The sequence below is a fragment of the Kitasatospora sp. NPDC056184 genome (genome assembly GCF_042268405.1).
Classification (GTDB): Bacteria; Actinomycetota; Actinomycetes; order Streptomycetales; family Streptomycetaceae; genus Kitasatospora.
This window is the reverse complement of record NZ_JBHJUI010000032.1, coordinates 66762-85727: the sequence shown is the minus strand read 5'-3', so window position 1 is coordinate 85727 and position 18966 is coordinate 66762. Positions and strand designations below refer to the sequence as shown.

Here is an 18966-nt window from a genome sequence, read left to right as displayed (position 1 = left end):
CCCGCTCACCCCCAAATTTCAGCGCGCGGGTCAGAGACAATAACCCCCACACACGGCGGCCCCCCGCCCGCGCCCCGCATTCCGGCCCCCCCCACGGCCGGTGAACGGCGCGCCCGCGCCGGCGGGAACGGGCGCGGCGCGGTTCAGCCGCCGGCGACCGCCGGGATGATCGAGATGTTCGCGCCGTCCTTGATCTCCGTCGCCAGGCCCTCGGCGAAGCGCACGTCGTCGTCGTTCACGTAGACGTTGACGAAGCGGCGCAGCTTGCCGGTGTCGTCCAGGATCCGCGCCGCGATCCCGGCGTGGTTCTTCTCCAGGTCGGCGACGACCTCGCCCAGCGTGGCGCCCTCGGCGGGCACCTCGCTGGCGCCGCCGGTGTAGGTGCGCAGGATGGTCGGGATGCGGACGTTGGCGCTCATGGGGGTCTCCTCGGTGCGGGCGCGCGGGCGGTACGGGGCGGTGCGGGTGGGGCGCGGGGGCGCGGGGGTCAGACGGACGCCAGGCCGGCGTCCCGGAAGGACTCCAGGTTCGGCCGGATGACGGCGGTCATCCCGGCCTCCGCGACGGCGTCGAGGGTCTTCAGGCCGTCGCCGGTGTTGATCGCGACGGTCTCCTTCGACGGGTCCAGCTGACCGGTCTCGACCAGCTTCTTGAGCACGCCGATCGTCACGCCGCCCGCGGTCTCCGCGAAGATGCCCTCGGTGCGGGCCAGCAGCCGGATCGCGGCCACGACCTCCTCGTCCGTCACGTCCTCCACCGCGCCGCCGGTGCGCCGGGCGATGTCCAGCACGTACGGGCCGTCGGCCGGGTTGCCGATCGCCAGCGACTTGGCGATGGTGTCCGGCTTGACCGGTCGGATCACGTCGTGGCCGGCCTTGAACGCGGCCGAGACCGGCGAGCAGCCCGCCGCCTGGGCGCCGAAGATCCGGTACGGCCGGTCCTCGACCAGACCGAGCTTGATCAGCTCCTGCAGGCCCTTGTCGATCTTGGTGAGCTGCGAGCCCGAGGCGATCGGGATCACGATCTGCTCCGGCAGCCGCCAGCCCAGCTGCTCGCAGATCTCGAACGCGAGCGTCTTGGAGCCCTCGCCGTAGTACGGCCGCAGGTTGACGTTGACGAAGCCCCAGCCCTCGCCGGCCGGGTCGCCGATCAGCTCCGAGCAGAACCGGTTCACGTCGTCGTAGTTGCCCTCGATGCCGACCAGCTCGCCGCCGTACACCCCGGCCATCACGACCTTGCCCTGCTCCAGGTCGTGCGGGATGAACACGCAGGACCGGAAGCCCGCGCGGGCCGCCGCCGCGCCCACCGCGCCGGCCAGGTTGCCGGTCGAGGAGCAGGACAGCGTGGTGTAGCCGAACGCGCGGGCCGCCTCGATGGCGCAGGCCACCACACGGTCCTTGAAGGAGTGGGTCGGGTTGCCGGAGTCGTCCTTGACGTGCAGCTGCGCGGTGAAGCCGAGCTCGCGGCCGAGGTTGTCGGCCTTCACCAGCGGGGTCCAGCCCGGGTTGAGGTTCGGCTTGGTCGCGACGTCCGCGGGGACCGGCAGCAGCGGCGCGTAGCGCCAGATCGACGCGGGGCCGGCCTCGATCCGCTTGCGCAGCTCCTCGGCGCCCTCGCTGCCGAAGTCGTAGGCGATCTCCAGCGGGCCGAAGCACTCCAGGCACGCGAAGCTGGGACCGAGCGGGAACTTGGTGCCGCACTCCCGACAGGACAGCTGGGCTGCGGGACCGAGGTCAACGGTGACGGGTGCGGCGGTGTCGATAGCCATGTGGCGAGGCCTCTCTCCTCATCTTCCCCGTGACGCGGTCGCGCCCGGGCCGGAATTGGCACCTGTCCCGCCGGGGCCTGAAGCCGACCGTGCGAGAAGGTTGCCGGGACGTCAACGGGCCGTTCCCTCAGTCCCTCTGGATGAGCTCTGTGAAGTTGTGGTCCTGCTCAGCGGTGACCCCGGCGTGCGAAGGTCCGACCGCTGTACGAAGACTGTATCCGAAGGCGTCAACCCCGAACGGCACTGTCCGCCACGCGAGATGCCCCGTCCCACCACGACCCGTACCCGACCCCGCCGAGGAGCGCACCGTGCCCGCCGAACCGACCCCCGAGCTCCTCCCCGAGACGGCGTCCTGGCTGCGCCGGCGCTCGTGGAGCGCGGCCGACCGCCCGGTGCACACGCTCCTCGCGGCCAAGCGCGCGCTCGGCCCGGCCGGCACGGTCAGCGTCGTGCTGCCCGCCCTGGACGAGGAGGCCACCGTCGGCGAGATCGTCCGGGTCATCCGCCGCGAGCTGATGGAGCGGCTGCCGCTGGTCGACGAACTGGTGGTGGTCGACTCCGGCTCCGCCGACGCCACCGCCGCGGTCGCCGCCGGGGCCGGCGCCACCGTCGTCCACCGCGACGCGATCCTCCCCCGGATACCGGCCGCCCCCGGCAAGGGCGAGGTGCTCTGGCGCTCGCTGCTGGTCACCCGCGGCGAGATCGTCTGCTTCGTGGACGCCGACCTGCGCGAGTTCGACCCCGCCCTGGTCTCCGGCATCGTCGGCCCGCTGCTCACCGAGCCGGACATCCAGCTCGTCAAGGCGATGTACGACCGGCCGCTCGAAACGGACGGCGCGGTCGTGCCGGCCGGCGGCGGCCGGGTCACCGAACTGGTCGCCCGCCCGCTGCTCAACCTGCACTGGCCGGAACTCGCCGGTTTCGTCCAGCCGCTCGGCGGCGAGTACGCGGCCCGGCGCTCGCTGCTCGAACGGCTGCCCTTCCCCACCGGCTACGGGGTCGAGCTCGGCCTGCTGGTCGACGCCCTGGAGACGGCCGGCCTGGACGCGCTCGCCCAGGTGGACGTCGGCGTCCGCCACCACCGGCACCAGGACGGCCAGGCGCTCGGCCGGATGGCCGCCACCATCTACCGCACCGCCCTGGAGCGGCTCGACCGCGCCCACCGGCTCAAGGCCTCCGCCGACCTGCTCCACCCCCGGCTCACCCAGTTCACCCGCGACCCGCGGACCCGCGCCTTCACCGCCCACACCCACCCGGTCACCGCCACCGAGCGCCCGCCGATGCACACCGTCCCCGAGTACGCCACCCGGCACTGACACGTTTGCCGCCCCGGACCCCCGGCAACCAACCAACCATGGGCCCTGACACGACCGAACGTTCGAATCCGACCGGCGCCGCCGCCGTCCTGGTGGCGTCCAACCGGGGGCCGGTGTCCTTCGGCACCGCGGACGACGGCACGCTGACCCTCCGCAGAGGCGGCGGAGGCCTGGTCTCCGGGCTCTCCGCCATCGACGACCCGGACGCCGTCTGGGTCTGCGCCGCCCTCTCCGACGCCGACCGCCTGGCCGCCCGCCGGGCCCCGGACGGCCGCCTCGACCGGGCCGGCCACGACGTCGGCGGGCAGGCCGTGCGGATGCTCGACATAGACCCGGAGACCTTCGCCCGCGCCTACAACGGCATCGCCAACTCGACCCTCTGGTTCGCCCACCACCTGCTCTGGAACACCCCGACCGCCCCCGCCTTCGACGCCGGCTTCCGCACCGAGTGGCAGGCCTACGCCGCCTACAACGGCGCCTTCGCCGAGGCGCTCGCCGCCGAGGCCGCCCCCGGCGCCGCCGTCCTGGTGCAGGACTACCACCTCTCGCTCGTCCCGGCCCTGCTCCGCGCCGCCCGCCCCGACCTGCGGATCGGCCACTTCTCGCACACCCCCTGGGCGCCGCCCGAGTACCTGCGGCTGCTGCCCGACGACATCGCCGAAACCGTCCTCACCGGCATCCTCGGCGCCGACCGCGCGGGCTTCCTCACCCGCCGCTGGGCGCTCGCCTTCGCCGACTGCTGCGAGCGGTTCCTCGGCGCGACGGTCGACCGCGAGGCGCTCACCGTCACGCACGCCGGCCGCACCACCGCCCTCGGCGTCCACGGCCTCGGCGCCGACGCCGACTTCCTGCGCGAGCGCGCCCACCGCCCGGACGTCGACGAGCGGCTCGCCGCCCTGCGCGCCGCCGTCGGCGAGCGCCGCACCGTCGTCCGGGTCGACCGCACCGAGCTGAGCAAGAACATCGTCCGCGGCTTCCTGGCCTACCGGCACCTGCTGCGCACCCGCCCCGAGTGGCACGACCGGGTGGTGCACATCGCCTTCGCCTACCCGTCCCGCACCGACCTCGCCGAGTACCGGGCCTACACCGACCAGGTGCGCGCGCTCGCCGCCGAGATCGACGCGGAGTTCGCCACGCCCGACTGGAAGCCGCTGATCCTGCACGTCGACGACGACTTCCCGCGCTCGCTGGCCGCCTACCGGATGGCCGACGTGGCCCTGGTCAACCCGATCCGGGACGGCATGAACCTGGTCGCCAAGGAGGTCCCGGTGGTCTCCGACCGGGGCTGCGCGCTGGTGCTGTCCCGGGAGGCCGGCGCGCACGCCGAGCTCGGCGAGGACGCGCTGAGCGTCAACCCGTTCGACGTCGTGGCCACCGCCGAGGCCCTGCACGCCGGGCTCACCATGCCGGCCGGGGAACGCGCCGACCGCACCGAGCGGCTGGCCGCCGCCGCGACGGCGCTGCCGCCCCAGCAGTGGTTCCTCGACCAGCTCAACGCCCTGCGGCCGGGCGGCTGAGCTCCTCCCCCAGCGCGCCGAGCAGCTCCACCACGCCGGCCGGGCCCGGGACCACCAGGTCCGCCCGGTCGGCGAGTTCGCGCACCGGCGCGTCCGGGACGTCGCCCACCGCGCCGCTGCACACCAGCAGCCCGGCCAGGCCCTCCCCGCGCAGCTCCTCCACCGCCGCGAAGGCCGGGACGTCCCCGAGGTCGTCGCCCGCGTAGAGCACCGAACGGGCGCCGCGCTCACGCAGCAGCCCGGTCAGCGCCGCGCCCTTGTCCACCCCCGGCGGCCGCAGCTCCAGCACCAGCCGGCCCGGTTCCACCACCAGCCCGTGCTCGGCCGCCAGCGCGTCCATCGGCCCGCGCAGCAGCGCGAACGCGGCGGCCGGCTCCGCCGTGCGCCGGGTGTGCACGGCCACCGACCGGCCCTTGTCCTCCACCCAGGTGCCGTCCGGCGCGCCGAGCGCCGCCAGCACCTCCGGCAGCCGCTCGCGCACCGCGGCCACGCCCGGGTGCGGCGGCGGCGCGGTCAGCTCGCCGTCCTCCCAGCGCTCCGCGCCGTAGTGCCCGAGCACCACCACCCCGGCGAGCCCGGCGAGCCCGCCGTACTCCACGGCCAGGGCGGCCGGGCGGCCGGTCACCACCGCGACCGCGCCGACCCGCGGTGCCAGCGCGCGCAGCGCGGGCACCACGCCCGGGTGCGCCCGGGCCCGGCTCGGGTCGGGGACGATCGGGGCGAGCGTCCCGTCGAAGTCGAGGGCGATCACGGCGTCCCGGGGCGCGTCGAGCAGCGCCGCCAGCCCCGCGCGCCCGGCATCCGTCAGCGGTCGCGTCATGTCGGCAAGGCCCATGCCCGGCACCGTACCCACCCCGGACGGGGGTCACCCGTCGGGCCCGGTGTGCCTGGAGGCGTGTCCGAACGGACGCGCCCTAGCGGGCCGCCCGGCGGGCGTCCCGGACCCGGCGCAGCCGGTTGACCAGCACCGGCGCGTGCGCCAGCGCCTCCGGCCGGTCCAGCAGTGCGTTCAGCAGCTGGTAGTACCGAGTACTGGAGAGCCCCAGTTCCTCCCGGACGGCGCGTTCCTTGGCGCCGGCCGTCCGCCAGGAGCGGCCCTCCAGCTCCAGCACGGCCCGGTCCCGCTCGTCCAGGGCGCCGGGCGCACCCGGTCCCCGTGCCGCCCCGTCGTCCGCGTCCATCCGGGCCCACCTCCGTCCATCGCTACGGAGTGTCATTCTCCCCCGGGGACCCGACACACTCTGCGTCCTGTGCGGCCGCGGCCCCGCGACTAGCGTCACCCCCATGACCAGCATCCCGACCGCCGCCTTCACCCTGCACGTCCCGACCGCGGAACTCGTCGCCGACCCGCTCGACCCGGCGCAGATCGTCTCCGGCACCCCCGAGGTGTCCGGCCTGGTGCTCGCCGAGTCCGCCACCGGGGAGACCGGCATCTGGCAGATCACGCCGGGCACGGCCACCGACGTCGAGGCGGACGAGGTGTTCGTGGTGCTGAGCGGCCGGGCCACCGTCGTGGTCGACGGCGGCCCGGTGCTGGAGCTCGGCCCGGGCGACTGCGGGGTGCTCCGGGCGGGCGACCGCACCACCTGGACCGTCCACGAGACGCTCCGCAAGGTCTACACGATCACCTACTGACGCCCCCCGACGCCCGCCCCGCCCGGCCCGGATTCACTTGCGGATCCGGGCCGCCTCCTTCACCGCCGCCTGCTGGAGGTCCTCCAGCACCGGCTTGGGCTCGGCGGTGACCGCCGCCCCGATGCCGGACTTGATCCGGTTGGAGACCTCCGCCCAGGCCGGGTCGCCGAACGGGTAGAAGCTCGCGTTGCCCAGCCCGACCGCGAACTGCTTGAGGTCCTCGTGCTTCGGGTCCTTGGTCATCGCGTCGAAGGCGTCCTGGGTGACCGGCAGCAGGTTGTAGGTCTCGTCGAACTTGAGCTGGTTGTCCTTGCCGTAGACGAAGGACAGGAACGTGCGGATCTCGTTGCGGTGCCCGTTGGCCTTGAACGCCATCATCCAGTCGGCCACGCCGAGGCTGCCGGTCTTCGCCAGGCCGTCCTTCCTGGGGATCGGCGCCGTCCCGAAGTCGATCTTGCCGTTGGTGGCCATCCGCAGCAGCGTCGGGTGCCCGTTGAGCATCGCCACCTTGCCGGACGCGAAGTCGCTGAACACCGGGGTGCGGTTCATCTTGCCGGGCTCGGGGTAGGTCAGACCGGTGGCGACGAGGTTGGACCTCAGCCAGCTGAAGGTGGCCTGGTTCTGGGTGCTGTCGATGGTGTAGTTGCCGACGTCGTCGGAGAGGCTGCCGCCGCCGCTCAGCGTCCAGAGCATCGACTCGGCGGGCGCCTCCTCGGGCCCGAGCGGCAGACCGTACGGCACCACGCCCGGGACCTTGGCCTTGATCTTCTCGGCGGCGGCCTTGAGCTCGTTCCAGGTGGTCGGCGGCTGGGCGATGCCGGCCTTCTGGAAGATCGCCTTGTTGTAGAAGAGCACCCGGGAGGAGGAGACGAACGGGATGCCGTACTGCGTGCCGAGCACCTGCCCCGCGTGCGAGAACGAATCGATGATGTTGGCCTGGGTCTCCAGGGACAGCACGTCGGCGGCGGGGTACAGCCGGTCGGCGGCGGCCTGGTCGGCGAAGCCTCCGGTCTGCAGCAGGTCGGGCGACTTGCCGCTCTTCACCAGCTCGTCGACCCGCTTGCCGATGTCGGTCCAGCTCGCCACCTCGACGTCCACCTTGATGCCCGGGTTGGCGGACTCGAAGCGGCGGGCGAGGTCGTCCCAGTACAGCTTGGAGCTGGTGTCCGCGCTCTCGCCGTAGTCGGCCGCGACCAGCCGGAGGGTGACCGGGCCGTCGCCCTGGCCGCCGCAGCCGGTGAGCACCAGTGCTCCGGCCAGGGCTCCGGCCAACGCGACGCCGAACAACCGGGTGGGGACCTGGGCGCGTCTGTCCAACGCGGGTACCGCCTTCGAGGGGGATCCTGGGGTGGAACGGACCGGATCGGAGGGAGGGATCCGGCCGGGGGGAGGCCGCAAGGCTGCCAAACCGGGCGCACGGCGGTCCACATCTCCGGCGCCCTGGCGCCGGGTAGTTATCGAAGTGCGGGATTTGTTGCACACCGCGCAACAAAACCGGCGGATCCGACCCCCGGCCCCCGCCCGGGGGGCTCGTGCAAAGTGCCGCACACCACACGCTTCTGCGACAAAGCTCACCCCGTTGGACCAGACCAATCCGACAACTGGACTAGACCTCTTAGACCTGGCCAAGGGAAACTGTCCTCCGTGAAGCACGTCATCGCACTCGATGTGGGGGGCACCGGCATGAAAGCCGCGCTGCTCGCCCAGGACGGCTCCGTGCTGTTCGAAGCACGCCGCCCGACCGGGCGGGAGCACGGCACGGACGCCGTGGTCGCCGCCATCCTCGACTTCGCCGCCGACCTGGCGGACGAAGGCCGCAGCCGTTTCGGCGTCGCGCCCCTCGCGGCGGGCGTCGCCGTCCCGGGGACGATCGACGAGAAGCACGGCATCGCGGTCTTCTCCGCCAACCTCGGCTGGCGCGACCTGCCGCTGCGCAAGCTGCTGGGCGAGCGCCTGTCCTCCCCGGACGGCGGCGCGATGCCGGTCGCGCTCGGCCACGACGTGCGCACCGGCGGCCTCGCCGAGGGCCGGCTCGGCAGCGGCCGGGGCGTGGGGCGCTTCCTGTTCATCGCCCTCGGCACCGGCATCGCCGGCGCCATCGGCATCGACGGCCGGATCGAGGCGGGCGCCCACGGCTTCGGCGGCGAGATCGGCCACGTGGTGGTCCGCCCCGGCGGACCGCCGTGCGGCTGCGGCGCCCGCGGCTGCCTGGAGACCCTCGCCTCCGCCTCCGCCGTCTCCCGCGCCTGGGCCGAGGCCGTGGGCGACCCCGACGCCGACGCGGCATCCTGCGCCGTCGCGGTGGACGCCGGGGACCCGCGCGCGGTCGCGGTCTGGCAGAACGCGGTGGAGGCCCTGGCCGACGGCATCGTCCTCGCCCAGAGCCTGCTCGACCCGTCCCGGATCATCGTCGGCGGCGGGCTGGCCGAGGCCGGGGACACCCTCTTCACCCCGCTGCGGGCGGCGGTCACCGAGCGGCTGACCTTCCAGATGCCCCCCGAGGTCGTACCCGCCATGCTCAAAGACACCGCCGCGTCACTGGGCGCGGGCCTGCTCGCCTGGGATCTGCTCTCCATGGAGGTGACCGCGTGACCGCGGACCGACTCGCTCTGGCCGGCGCCCGGCTGGTCCTGCCCGGAGGCGTCGTCGAGGGCGACCGCCTCGCCGTCGAGGGCGACCGGATCGCCGGTCTCGGCGGCTCCGCCACGCCCGGCGACCTCGACCTCACCGGGTACACCGTCGTCCCCGGCTTCGTCGACCTGCACGTGCACGGCGGCGGCGGCGCGTCCTACGCCTCCGGCATCGCCGAGGAGGCCCTCAGGGTCGCCCGCACCCACCTGGAGCACGGCACCACCACGACGGTCGCCTCCACCGTGACCGGCGAGATCGACGACCTGGCCCGGCAGGCGGCCGTGCTCTCCGAGCTGGTCGAGGACGGCGTCCTCGCCGGCATCCACTTCGAGGGCCCGTTCATCTCGCACAACCGCTGCGGCGCCCACCGCCCGGACCTGCTGCGCGACCCCGACCCGGCGCTGGTGCGCAAGCTGGTCGACGCCGCCCGCGGCCACGCCAGGATGGTCACCCTGGCGCCCGAACTCCCCGGCGGCCTCGACTCCGTGCGGATGCTCGCCGACCTCGGCGTGATCGCCGCCGTCGGCCACACCGACTCGGACTACGCCAAGACGCTGGAGGCCATCGAGGCCGGCGCCACCGTCGCCACCCACCTCTTCAACGCGATGCCCGGCATCGCCCACCGCGCGCCCGGCCCGATCGTGGCGCTGCTGGAGGACGAGCGGGTGACCGTCGAGCTGATCAACGACGGGGTCCACCTGCACCCGTCCGTGCTCGACCTCGCCTACGGCACCGCCGGCGCCTCCCGGGTCGCCCTCATCACCGACGCCATGGGCGCGGCCGGCATGGGCGACGGCCTCTACCCGCTCGGCCCGCTCCAGGTCGAGGTCAAGGACGGTGTCGCCCGCCTGGTCGAGGGCGGCGCGATCGCCGGCTCGACGCTCACCCTGGACGTGGCGTTCAAGCGCTCGGTCACGGTCAACGGCCTCGGCCTCAACCAGGCCGTGGAGTCGCTCTCCACCGTCCCGGCCCGGCTGCTCGGCCTCGCCGACCAGGTCGGCAGCCTGGAGCCCGGCAAGCTCGCCGACCTCGTCGTCGTCGACTCCGCGAGCTACGACCTGGTCGCCGTGATGCGCCGCGGCGAGTGGATCACCGGCGGCGACCGCTTCGCCCCGACCGCGGCGGTCTGACCCCACCCGCACACGACACGGCCGCCCGCTCCCCTCGGGGGACGGGCGGCCGTCGTGCGTCCGGGGCCGGGGCGGCTAGCTAGCCCGCCGCCTCCAGCGTCACCTGGTCCACCAGGATCGTGGGACTGCCCGGCGCCAACGAGAGCACGATCGTGTTGCTGCCCGCCTGGAGCGGCGGGGTTATGTAGCTGGTGTACCAGGACGAGGCCGGGTCCTTGCCGGGCGAGTAGTTCTTGAGCCCCAGGCCGCCCGGCCAGTCCTTGCCGTTCACCGCCGCGATCGCCTTGGTGTCGGCGCCCGGGTTGTTGAAGTGCACGGTGAACTTGAAGGTCCCGGCCGCCGGCACGTCGCCGGTCCAGGTGATCGTGCCGCCCGGGTTGAGCGTCAGGTAGCTGCCGTCGGCCGACTTGGTGCCCTTGACGGTGTTGCCGGCCGGCGCGTTCTGGCCCTGCAGCTGGGTCGCGTCCACGGTGCCCGGCCCGGCCGAGGCGCTCGCCGCGGGGGTCGCCGACGCGGAGCCGCTCGGGCTCGCGGTGCCGGTGGCGCCGCCCGGGGCCGCCGGGGCGCTCGCCGTGCTGCCGCCCTTGGCGTCCTTGTCCGTGTCCTTGTCCGGATCCCCGGACAGAGCGATGCCGGCGCCGATCGCGATGGCCGCGACCACGGCCACCGCCCCGATCACCGCGCCCTTGCTCCGGCCGCCGCTCGGCGGCCGCTCCTCGCCCGGCTGCGGGCGGGAGTGCTCGGCGTAGCGGGTCTGCTGGGTCGGGGCCGCGCCGAAGTCGCCCTGCGGCGGGTACGGCTGCTGGGGCGGCTGGGCCTGCGGGTAGCCCGGCTGCTGCGGCGGGTAGGGCTGCTGCGGCCGTGGCGGCTGGCCGTACTGGGCGCGGCCGACCTCCATCGGGCGGTTGTACGACGTGCGCGGCACGCCCTGCTGAGGCTCGGCCTGCTGACCCGAGCCGCCGTCGGCCGGGCGGTAGAGGTAGCCGAACGGATCGTCTTCCTGCGGGGCGCCGCCCTCCGGGTCCTGGGGCGCTCCGCTGCTGCCGGCGGTGGTCACGGTGGTCAACTCCCCCATCGCGGTCGCGCCGCCGGGCTGCCGTGCCGCCGGCGCTGGTCGTGGTCGCTCGTACCCCGGAACCCTACCTGCCGCCGAGCGCGCCCCGGACAGGCCCCTTGACGACCCGCGAGTAGCCCCGCCCCGAGCCGCTACCCGGCCCGCCGGTGCGAGCGCTCGCCGCGGGCCCCGCGCACCGCGCCGCCGCGGGCCCGCTTCTCGTCGTACATCCGCTCGTCGGCGGTGTGCAGGACCTCCTCGATGCTCATCCCGCACCCGGCCCAGCCGATGCCCAGGCTCACGCCGACCCGCATCGCCCGTCCGTCGATCCGCATCGGCGGGATGATCGCGTTGCGCAGCCGGTGGGCGAGGTCCTTGGCCTCGTCGCGGCCGATGCCGTCGGCGAGCACCACGAACTCGTCGCCGCCGAGCCGGGCCACCGTGTCGCCGTCGCGCACCGCCGCGCTGAGCCGGCGGGCGACCTCGACCAGGACGGCGTCGCCGGCGTTGTGGCCGAACCGGTCGTTGACCGACTTGAAGCCGTCGAGGTCGCAGAAGAGCACCGCGAGCCCTTTCTCGACGGCGGCGGCGGCCGCCGCCGCCGCGCCCGAGCGGAACGGGCCGGACCGCAGCTCCCCGCTCGGGCCGTGGTCGGCCGGGACCACCGCGTGCACGTGCTCCCCGCAGCCGTTCGGGCCGGCCGGCGTGCCGTCGGCGGCGGGCGCCGGGTAGCCGTCCGGCAGGCCGTGGCCATGCACCGTCTCCGGGTCGTGGCCGCCGGCCGGGCGGTAGGAGTCGCCGAACAGGCTCTCCGGGTACCCGCCGAAACCGTCGGTGCCGTACCCGGCGTGTCCGTTGCTCCCGTACGCCGTGCTCCCGTACGCCGTGCCGCCGTGCCCGCCGCCCGCGTGGCCGGCCTCGGCGGGCCCGGCCTGGTGCCCGGCGGCGGCGGCCTGCGGGAGCGCGCAGAGCCGGCGCCCCAGCCGGGCCTTCAGCTCGGCGCCGTTCGGCAGGCCGGTGAGCGCGTCGTGGCTGGCCCGGTGGGCGAGCTGGAGTTCGTGCCGCTTGCGGTCCTCGATGTCCTCGACGTGGGTGAGCAGGAAGCTCGGACCCTCGGCGGCGTCGGCCACGATCGAGTTCCGCAGGCAGACCCACTGGTAGCCGCCGTCCCGGCGGGAGAGCCGCAGTTCCGCCCGGCCGCTCTCGGCGCTGGTGCGCTCCAGCAGCGCCCGGTCGTCCGGGTGGACGAGGTCGGCGAAGCTCTGCTGGCGCAGCACCGCCCGGGGGCGGCCGAGCAGGCGACAGAGCGCGTCGTTGACCCGGGTCAGCTGGCCCCGCCCGGCACCGTGCAGCTCGGTGATGGCCATCCCGCTGGGGGCGTACTCGAAGGCCTGGCGGAAGCTCTCCTCGCTGGCCCGCAGCGCCTGCTGCTCCTTCTCCAGGCGGGCCAGCGCGCGTTGCATCTCGGCGCGCAGCCGGGCGTTGCCGATCGCGATGGAGGCCTGCAGGGAGAACATCTCCAGGGCCTCGCGGGTCCAGGCGCCGGGCCGCTTGCCGCTGCGCGGGCGGTCCACCGAGAGGACGCCGAGCAGGTCGCCGCCGGCGCTGTACATCGGGGCGAGCAGACCGTCGGCGGGGTGCCAGTCGTTGGCGTAGACGGGCATCGGACCGTCCCCGATCCAGCGCGGGATGTCACTGGCGACCGCCCAGCCGCGGTCGTAGGGGAGGAAGCGCAGGGTGCCCCAGTGGTCGCTGACGCCGAGCAGCCGGTCCCAGGACTCGCGGGAGCCGACCTGGCCGAGCAGGACGGAGGGCCCGCCCATGGCGCTCTCCTCCAGCTCCCAGACGGCCGCCACCACGAGGTCGCCGTCCGGCCGCACCAGGCTGACCGCGGCGGCGTCGAAACCGAGTCCGTGCACCGCGCCCTCGACCACGGCCTGCAGCGTGCCCGCCAGGCTGCGGGCAGCGTTGAGGTCCGCCACGACCCGGTGCAAGGTGCGGAGGGTCGCGAGACGGACGTACGGCTCCGACTCGGCTTCCATGCGGGGGCTCCCCGGCTGCTTCGGATAGGTCTTGATTGGTTATCGTCCGATTGCCAGAAGAACTGAATCACAGGGAGCACAGCGTTCGGCACGCTCGGTCAGCAATAGGTCAGCACTTGTGACTTAAATCACACAAGACTAATGCGCCCTTAATCAGTTCATCCGCCCCATACCGGGGCACAAAGCCCCATCGGAACATTTCTCCTGGTCGGTCGCATTGGCCGCGCGCTGTAGCCGGCTGCCCGCCGGGCAGCCCGTCCCCTTCACCCCTGCGAGTGAGGCCGGACGCGGACCGTAACCTTTCCACTGCTCCGACGGGCCGATCGGCGCTGCGCCGCTGGTCCTACGACCAGGGCCCGATGTCGCTTCCCCCGGTCGCGGGCTACCGTGCGGTACGTGTACCCGTCCCCGCAGCCCGAAGCTGCCACCCAAGCGACCCCCGACGAGTTCCGGGCGGCGCTCTCCCAGCTCGCCTCCGGTGTGAGCCTGGTGACCGTCCACGACCCGGACGACGGCGAGGACGTCGGCATGACCGCCACGTCCTTCCTCTCCGTGTCGCTGGAGCCGCCGCTGGTCCTGATCTCCGTCCGGGAGGACTCCCGGATGGACGAGGTGCTCTCCCGGGCCGACACCTGGGCGGTCTCGCTGCTGTCGGAGGAGCAGAAGGCACTCGGCTCGCGGTTCGCCATGAAGGGGCGGCTCAGCGACCGGCTGCTGTTCGCCGACGCCCCGCACCGCCGCGGCCCGTTCAGCGGAGCCCCGCTGATCGACCGCGCGCTCGCCACCGTCGAGTGCCGCACCGAGCAGCGGATGGCCGCCGGTGACCACACCCTGCTGCTCGGACGGGTCCTGGAGGCGACGGTGCCCGACCCGGGCGGCCGCCCGCTGCTGTACTTCCGCGGCGGCTACCGCGCCCTGGGCTGAACCCGCGCGCTCGCGCTACCCCTCGCCGCGCGGGGAGCGCCGCCCCTGCTTCAGCTCGGAGCGGTGCCGCTTGGTGGAGAGCCGCCGCTCGACCATGCCCCGGCTCGGCTTGGTCGCCCGGCGCGCCTTCGGCGGCGGCGCGGTCGCCTCACCCAGCAGCGAGGCCAGCCGGGCCGCGGCGACCTCCCGGTTGCGCCACTGCGAGCGGTGCTCGGAGGCCCGGACCACCAGCACCCGTCCGTCCACCAGCCGGCCCGCCAGCCGCTCCAGGGCGCGCTGCTTCCACGCCTCGGGCAGCGCGGCGGAGGCCGCCAGGTCGTAGCGGAGCTCGACCTGGGTGTCGGAGGTGTTCACGTGCTGGCCACCGGGGCCGGAGGAACGGGAGAAGCGCCAGACGAGCTCGGCGTCGGGGACGACCACCGATCCCCGGACGCGAATGGGCTCGGGCATGCGCCCATCATCCCGCGCCGGGGCCGCGCCGGTCACCCGGTTATCCGGCCAGGACCGGGGAGCCCCGACAATGGCCTGTGTGATCGAGCTCGGCTACTCCCTCTCCAACCGCTTCCCCGACCCCCCGCAGACCGACTACCGGACCGCGGGCGTGCGCGAACTGCGGTACGACCTCTTCTGCGGCGACGTCTACCTGGACGCCGAGGGCGCGGAACTGTCCACAGCCTGGGGATGGGTCCCGGTGCTGGACTTCGCCTGGGCGCTCTGCGACACCGTCGAGGAGCTCGACCGCGACCCGGCCGGCGGCCGCGCGGCCCGGGTGCAGACCGCCGACCTCGACTTCACCCAGAACACCGAGCTGCTGCGGTTCGCCCGCCGCTTCAACTGGGTCGAGGTCACCGCCACCTGGCTGCCCGACGAGCCGCCCGCCGTGGTGCGCCACGGCGATCTGCGCCGCGAGGCCCGCGATTTCCTCCAGGACACGCTCGCCGACCTCTTCGACATGCACCCGGACCTCGCCGACAATCCGGTGATCTGGGAGCTCCAGGGCCGGTTCCGACGGGTCTGACGTGGGAATACCCGAAGCCGTGCCGGTGACGGAAAAGGCCCCGCCGCGCGGAACCAACTCCTGCGGTTCCCGCGTTATCCCCGGCAACAAGCAATCGAAGGGACTGCACACACCATGCCAGTGAGCCTCTCCAAGGGTGGCAACGTCTCGCTGACCAAGGAGGCCCCGGGCCTGACCGCGGTCACCGTCGGCCTCGGCTGGGACGTCCGCACCACGACCGGTGCCGAGTTCGACCTGGACGCCAGCGCGATCGTGCTGAACGCGGACGGCAAGGTGCTGTCCAACAGCCACTTCGTCTTCTTCAACAACACCAGCACCCCGGACAACACCGTCGTCCACACCGGTGACAACCGCACCGGCGAGGGCGCCGGCGACGACGAGGCGATCAACGTCAACCTCGCCTCGCTGCCGGCCGAGGCCGCCCGGATCACCTTCCCGGTCTCGATCTACGACGCCGTCGCCCGGTCGCAGAACTTCGGCCAGGTCCGCAACGCCTACATCCGCGTGGTGAACGCCGCCGGTGGCGCCGAGATCGCCCGCTACGACCTCTCCGAGGACGCCGCCACCGAGACCGCCATGATCTTCGGCGAGCTCTACCGCAACGGCGCCGAGTGGAAGTTCCGCGCGGTCGGCCAGGGCTACGCCTCCGGCCTGGCCGGCATCGCCCAGGACTTCGGCGTCCAGATCTGACGCTCCGGCCCGCCGTGCCGTTCCGGCGCCCGTTCCGCCACCCGGCGGGGCGGGCGCCGTTCGCGTTCCCGGACCGGCCGCTCCCGGGAACGCGAACGGCGCCGGGCGGACGTCCCCGTCCACCCGGCGCCGCTCCTCGGCCGCCGGCCGCCGCCTCAGCGCGAGGCGCGCAGCTCCGGGACCTCGATCTGCTCGGTCTCGTCGTGCGGGGTCAGGTCGACCACCTCGGGGGCGGCGTCGCCGACCTGCGGCAGCACCCGGGTCTCCGCCTCCGCGCCGGCCGCCCGCTCCTGCTCCCGGCTCTGCTCCTCGGCCTGCACCAGAGCCTGCGCCTGGGCCCGCTCCTGGGCCCGCTCCTGCGCCTGGGCCGCGACCGCCTCGTCGCCGACCACGTCCGCCAGGTCCGCCCGCTCACCGAGCTCCGCGACGCTGCGCACGGCCGGCGCCGGAGCCGCCGGGCGGACCGCCGCGCCGGAGCCGCGGCCGAAGAAGCTGAAGCCCTGCGGACGCGGGGCCGGGGAGACCGCCGGACGCGGACGCTGCCGCTCGGCCGCCCGCGCCGGCGGCGCGGCGGGCGCCCCGCCGAGCTGCCCGACGGTCGCCGTCAGCCCCGGCCGGGCCGGGGCCGCAGGGGCCGCGGGAGCGGCCGCGGAGGGCGCCGTACCGGGCTCGGGCACCGAGGGAGCGGCCGGCGCCGGAACCGCCGGCGCGACCCGCTGGGGAGCCGGCGCGGACGTCGTCGCGGGGGTCGCCCGGGCGCGCAGCGCGACCTCCGCGCCCGCCGCGCGCTCCGCCTCCCGCCGGGCCTCCTGCTCCCGCCGCTCCTCGGCCTGCGCCGCCCGCCGCTCCAGCTGCCGCAGCACAGCCGCGGCGCGGACGAAGGCGGCCGGGCTGGCCGGGTTCCTGGGCCGGCTCGCGGCGAGCGCCCGCTGGGCCGCCTCGGCCTCCTTGAGGGCCTGCTCGGCGACCGTCACGGCCCGCTCCTTGAGCAGCCGGGCGATCTCCGTCTCGGCCTTCGCCAGCCGCGACTTCTCGGCGGTCAGCCGCCGCCCGAAGCGGGTCGCCCGCTCCTCGGCCACCTCGGCCGCGTACTCGGCCTCGGCGAGCTGCTCCTCGAACCGCTCCTCGGCCCGCAGCCGCTGCGCGACGGAGACCTCGGCCGCCGCCCGCGCGGCCCGGTCGCGCTGCCGCAGCAGCACGGCGAACCCGAGGGTGGCGAGCACCGCGGCCGCGCCCACCGAGCGGACCAGCACGGTGTCCTGACTGAAAAGCAGCGCCCCCAGTGCGGCGACGATGAGCACGCCGGCGGCGGTGGGGGGAAAGACCCGGCCGAGGACGGAGGAATGACGGTGGCGTCCGCGAGACATGCCAAGAAACTAGCGTGCGAATTGGGGCCGTGTCAGCCCAGGGTCCGGTTCGGCCCTTGACAGCGCGGCGGTTTTACCGGACGCATCCGGGAAATCACGCAAGATCACCGGAAATGCCCTGGTCAGCGATGGGTGGCCGCCGGGCCGTGCCCGCCCGGGTCGTCGTGGTTCTCCGGCAGTCGGCAGACGTGCTGCAGCCAGAGCGCCGCCGCGATCACGGCCGCGCCGGCCAGCACCGCGAAGCCCGCGGTGATCGCCTGGTCCTTGCGGGCCGGCACGTCCAGCTCGCCCAGCAGGTAGATCCCGGCGCCCGCGTAGACCCCGGTGACCACCGCCGAGACCAGCGCGCTGGCCTGTCCGAGCACCACCGCCCGGGCCGCGCCCAGCGGGTCCACCCGCTTCGCCCCGGGCTGCCGCTCGCGCGCCGCCTTCAGCCGCGAGCGCAGCGAGAGCGCGGTCGCGAGCAGGATCACCGCCACCGCGGCCAGCACCACCGGCGCCGCGCCCGGGACCGCGGGCAGCGTGTCCAGCGCGGCCCACAGCTTGGCGCCGGCCCAGGACAGCGCCGTCGTGGCGGCGGTGATGCCGATCAGCAGGCGGAGGCGGAGCAGCTTCACTCGGACGGGGTCCTTTCCCGGGCGGCGGGGTACGACGGCGTCCGGCCACCGTACCGGGGTCCCGGGCCGGGGCGGACACCTATGGGTACGGCCGGCGGCCCCGCGCGAGTTCCCCGGCCCGCGCGGACCCGGCCGGGCCTGCTCCGGGCCGCCCCGGAGCGACGGCCTACTCCGGCAGCGTCAGCTTGATGTCCTCGCGCCGCCGGACGCCCTGGGCGTCCGGGCCGCCGAGCGCCGCCAGCAGCTCCGCCACCGGCCCGTGCCCGGGCACCTCGGCGTCCGGCTGGGCGTCCAGCCACGGGGCGAGCACGAAGGCCCGCTCGTGCGAGCGCGGGTGCGGCAGCAGCAGCCGCGGGTCCTCGCTGACGACGCCCTCGTAGGCCAGGATGTCGACGTCCAGGGTGCGCGGGCCCCAGTGGACGGTGCGGACCCGGCCGAAGGCGTCCTCGATCGCGTTGCCGCGCTCCAGCAGGTCGTGCGGCGGCAGCGTGGTGCGGAGCACGACCACCGCGTTGTAGTACGCGGGCTGCTCGGCGGGGCCGCCCACGGCCTCCGTCTCGTACACCGCGGAGACGGCCTTGATCCTGAGCCCGGGCGTGTCCGCGAGGGCGTCCACGGCCCCCTGGAGGGTGTCCAGGCGGTTGCCGAGGTTGGAGCCGAGGGCGACCACGGCGAAGCGCTGGCTGTGCAGGGTGGTGTCGACCGAGTCCACCCGCTGCTCCAGGTCGAAGGCGCTCGGGGCGGCGGTCGGGTCACTTGTGGTCATCGGACTTCCCCTATGGCTGAGACGGGCCCTACGGCGGGCACCGGACGGATGGCGCGGGTCATCCGCGGGTCCGGTGGATGGTCACGGTCACGTCGTCGAACGGCACGGTGATCGGGGCGTCCGGCTTGTGCACGGTCACCTCGACCTCCTCCACCGGCTCGTGCTTCAGGCACTGGTCCGCGATCCGCTGGGCCAGCGTCTCGATCAGCTCGACCGGCTCCCCGGCGATGATCGCGGTGACCTCCTCGGCCACGATCCCGTAGTGCGCCGTGCGGGTCAGGTCGTCGTCGGCGGCGGCGGGGCGGGTGTCCAGGTACAGCACCAGGTCCACCACGAAGGTCTGGCCCTCGGCCCGCTCGCGCTCGAAGACGCCGTGGTGGCCGCGGGCGCGCAGGCCTCGCAGGGTGACGCGGTCCAGCAAACGAATCACTGCTCCCAGTCGGACGGGCCCCACCCGGAGCAGGGCTGCGGGCAGGGCGGAGACGGGCGTC

At 74.5% G+C, this 18966-nt stretch carries 20 protein-coding genes and 1 riboswitch; of the genes, 8 read left to right on the top strand and 12 right to left on the bottom strand.

Annotated elements, in window-relative coordinates; translation table 11 throughout:
* Positions 1 to 143 precede the first annotated feature (143 nt).
* Both ACFC0B_RS36950 and thrC read right to left on the bottom strand, forming a co-directional pair.
* Positions 144 to 419 carry a MoaD/ThiS family protein gene (locus ACFC0B_RS36950; RefSeq protein ID WP_376096534.1) on the bottom strand — a complete coding sequence of 92 codons (276 nt, stop codon included), beginning with the start codon at positions 417 to 419 and terminating at the stop codon, positions 144 to 146.
* A 68-nt stretch (positions 420 to 487) separates the two neighbouring features.
* On the bottom strand, positions 488 to 1768 hold the full coding sequence (gene thrC / locus ACFC0B_RS36945) for a threonine synthase (protein WP_376096531.1): 1281 nt from the start codon (positions 1766 to 1768) through the stop codon (positions 488 to 490).
* A 15-nt stretch (positions 1769 to 1783) separates the two neighbouring features.
* Positions 1784 to 1915: riboswitch (SAM riboswitch) on the bottom strand.
* A gap of 161 nt (positions 1916 to 2076) precedes the next feature.
* Here thrC and ACFC0B_RS36940 point away from each other — a divergent pair.
* The gene (locus tag ACFC0B_RS36940; RefSeq protein WP_376096528.1) at positions 2077 to 3084 is read left to right on the top strand and encodes a glucosyl-3-phosphoglycerate synthase; all 1008 of its coding nucleotides are present in this window, start codon (positions 2077 to 2079) and stop codon (positions 3082 to 3084) included.
* Between the two features lie 38 nt (positions 3085 to 3122).
* Entirely contained in the window at positions 3123 to 4601 is a 1479-nt protein-coding gene (locus ACFC0B_RS36935; RefSeq protein ID WP_376096525.1) for a trehalose-6-phosphate synthase, read from the top strand.
* On the opposite strand, the gene otsB is transcribed toward ACFC0B_RS36935, so the two are convergent.
* Both otsB and ACFC0B_RS36925 read right to left on the bottom strand, forming a co-directional pair.
* The gene (gene otsB / locus ACFC0B_RS36930) at positions 4576 to 5436 is read right to left on the bottom strand and encodes a trehalose-phosphatase (protein WP_376096522.1); all 861 of its coding nucleotides are present in this window, start codon (positions 5434 to 5436) and stop codon (positions 4576 to 4578) included. The two genes, ACFC0B_RS36935 and otsB, sit on opposite strands and share 26 nt — an antisense overlap.
* Before the next feature lie 79 nt (positions 5437 to 5515).
* Positions 5516 to 5782, bottom strand: a complete 267-nt coding sequence (locus ACFC0B_RS36925; RefSeq protein WP_376096519.1) for a DUF3263 domain-containing protein — start codon at positions 5780 to 5782, stop codon at positions 5516 to 5518.
* A gap of 103 nt (positions 5783 to 5885) precedes the next feature.
* Between ACFC0B_RS36925 and ACFC0B_RS36920 the strand changes: the two genes are divergently transcribed.
* Complete coding sequence (locus ACFC0B_RS36920) at positions 5886 to 6236, top strand: cupin domain-containing protein (RefSeq protein WP_376096516.1); 351 nt, start codon at positions 5886 to 5888, stop codon at positions 6234 to 6236.
* Positions 6237 to 6269: 33 nt separating this feature from the next.
* Here ACFC0B_RS36920 and ACFC0B_RS36915 read toward each other — a convergent pair whose 3' ends face one another.
* Complete coding sequence (locus ACFC0B_RS36915; protein WP_376096513.1) at positions 6270 to 7553, bottom strand: extracellular solute-binding protein; 1284 nt, start codon at positions 7551 to 7553, stop codon at positions 6270 to 6272.
* A gap of 327 nt (positions 7554 to 7880) precedes the next feature.
* Here ACFC0B_RS36915 and ACFC0B_RS36910 point away from each other — a divergent pair, with 327 nt between their 5' ends.
* Both ACFC0B_RS36910 and nagA read left to right on the top strand, forming a co-directional pair.
* Positions 7881 to 8828: an ROK family protein gene (locus ACFC0B_RS36910; RefSeq protein WP_376096510.1), complete on the top strand. Its 948-nt coding sequence runs from the start codon at positions 7881 to 7883 to the stop codon at positions 8826 to 8828.
* Entirely contained in the window at positions 8825 to 9997 is a 1173-nt protein-coding gene (gene nagA / locus ACFC0B_RS36905; RefSeq protein ID WP_376096507.1) for an N-acetylglucosamine-6-phosphate deacetylase, read from the top strand. Before ACFC0B_RS36910 ends, nagA begins: the two co-directional genes overlap by 4 nt.
* A 79-nt stretch (positions 9998 to 10076) precedes the next feature.
* Here nagA and ACFC0B_RS36900 read toward each other — a convergent pair whose 3' ends face one another.
* Both ACFC0B_RS36900 and ACFC0B_RS36895 read right to left on the bottom strand, forming a co-directional pair.
* Positions 10077 to 11063, bottom strand: coding sequence for a hypothetical protein (locus tag ACFC0B_RS36900; protein ID WP_376096504.1), 987 nt, complete (start codon positions 11061 to 11063; stop codon positions 10077 to 10079).
* Between the two features lie 140 nt (positions 11064 to 11203).
* The gene (locus tag ACFC0B_RS36895) at positions 11204 to 13093 is read right to left on the bottom strand and encodes a diguanylate cyclase domain-containing protein (protein WP_376096501.1); all 1890 of its coding nucleotides are present in this window, start codon (positions 13091 to 13093) and stop codon (positions 11204 to 11206) included.
* Between the two features lie 387 nt (positions 13094 to 13480).
* On the opposite strand from ACFC0B_RS36895, the gene ACFC0B_RS36890 reads away from it, so the two are divergent.
* The gene (locus ACFC0B_RS36890; RefSeq protein WP_376096498.1) at positions 13481 to 14017 is read left to right on the top strand and encodes a flavin reductase family protein; all 537 of its coding nucleotides are present in this window, start codon (positions 13481 to 13483) and stop codon (positions 14015 to 14017) included.
* A gap of 15 nt (positions 14018 to 14032) precedes the next feature.
* Here the strand turns inward: ACFC0B_RS36890 and arfB are convergent, their stop codons facing one another.
* On the bottom strand, positions 14033 to 14467 hold the full coding sequence (gene arfB, locus ACFC0B_RS36885; RefSeq protein WP_376096495.1) for an alternative ribosome rescue aminoacyl-tRNA hydrolase ArfB: 435 nt from the start codon (positions 14465 to 14467) through the stop codon (positions 14033 to 14035).
* 70 nt (positions 14468 to 14537) lie between these two features.
* Between arfB and ACFC0B_RS36880 the strand changes: the two genes are divergently transcribed.
* The gene (locus tag ACFC0B_RS36880) at positions 14538 to 15035 is read left to right on the top strand and encodes a hypothetical protein (protein ID WP_376096492.1); all 498 of its coding nucleotides are present in this window, start codon (positions 14538 to 14540) and stop codon (positions 15033 to 15035) included.
* Between the two features lie 114 nt (positions 15036 to 15149).
* A complete protein-coding gene (locus ACFC0B_RS36875; RefSeq protein ID WP_376096489.1) occupies positions 15150 to 15725 on the top strand; it encodes a TerD family protein in 576 nt (191 codons plus the stop codon).
* Positions 15726 to 15880: 155 nt separating this feature from the next.
* Here ACFC0B_RS36875 and ACFC0B_RS36870 read toward each other — a convergent pair whose 3' ends face one another.
* The 4 genes from ACFC0B_RS36870 to folB all read right to left on the bottom strand — a co-directional run bounded on the left by ACFC0B_RS36870 (position 15881) and on the right by folB (position 18893).
* Positions 15881 to 17092 carry a hypothetical protein gene (locus ACFC0B_RS36870; RefSeq protein ID WP_376096484.1) on the bottom strand — a complete coding sequence of 404 codons (1212 nt, stop codon included), beginning with the start codon at positions 17090 to 17092 and terminating at the stop codon, positions 15881 to 15883.
* Positions 17093 to 17214: 122 nt separating this feature from the next.
* Entirely contained in the window at positions 17215 to 17709 is a 495-nt protein-coding gene (locus ACFC0B_RS36865) for a DUF3180 domain-containing protein (RefSeq protein WP_376096481.1), read from the bottom strand.
* A gap of 166 nt (positions 17710 to 17875) precedes the next feature.
* Entirely contained in the window at positions 17876 to 18475 is a 600-nt protein-coding gene (folK, locus tag ACFC0B_RS36860; RefSeq protein WP_376096478.1) for a 2-amino-4-hydroxy-6-hydroxymethyldihydropteridine diphosphokinase, read from the bottom strand.
* Between the two features lie 58 nt (positions 18476 to 18533).
* Positions 18534 to 18893, bottom strand: coding sequence for a dihydroneopterin aldolase (gene folB / locus ACFC0B_RS36855; RefSeq protein ID WP_350570091.1), 360 nt, complete (start codon positions 18891 to 18893; stop codon positions 18534 to 18536).
* Positions 18894 to 18966 lie beyond the last annotated feature (73 nt).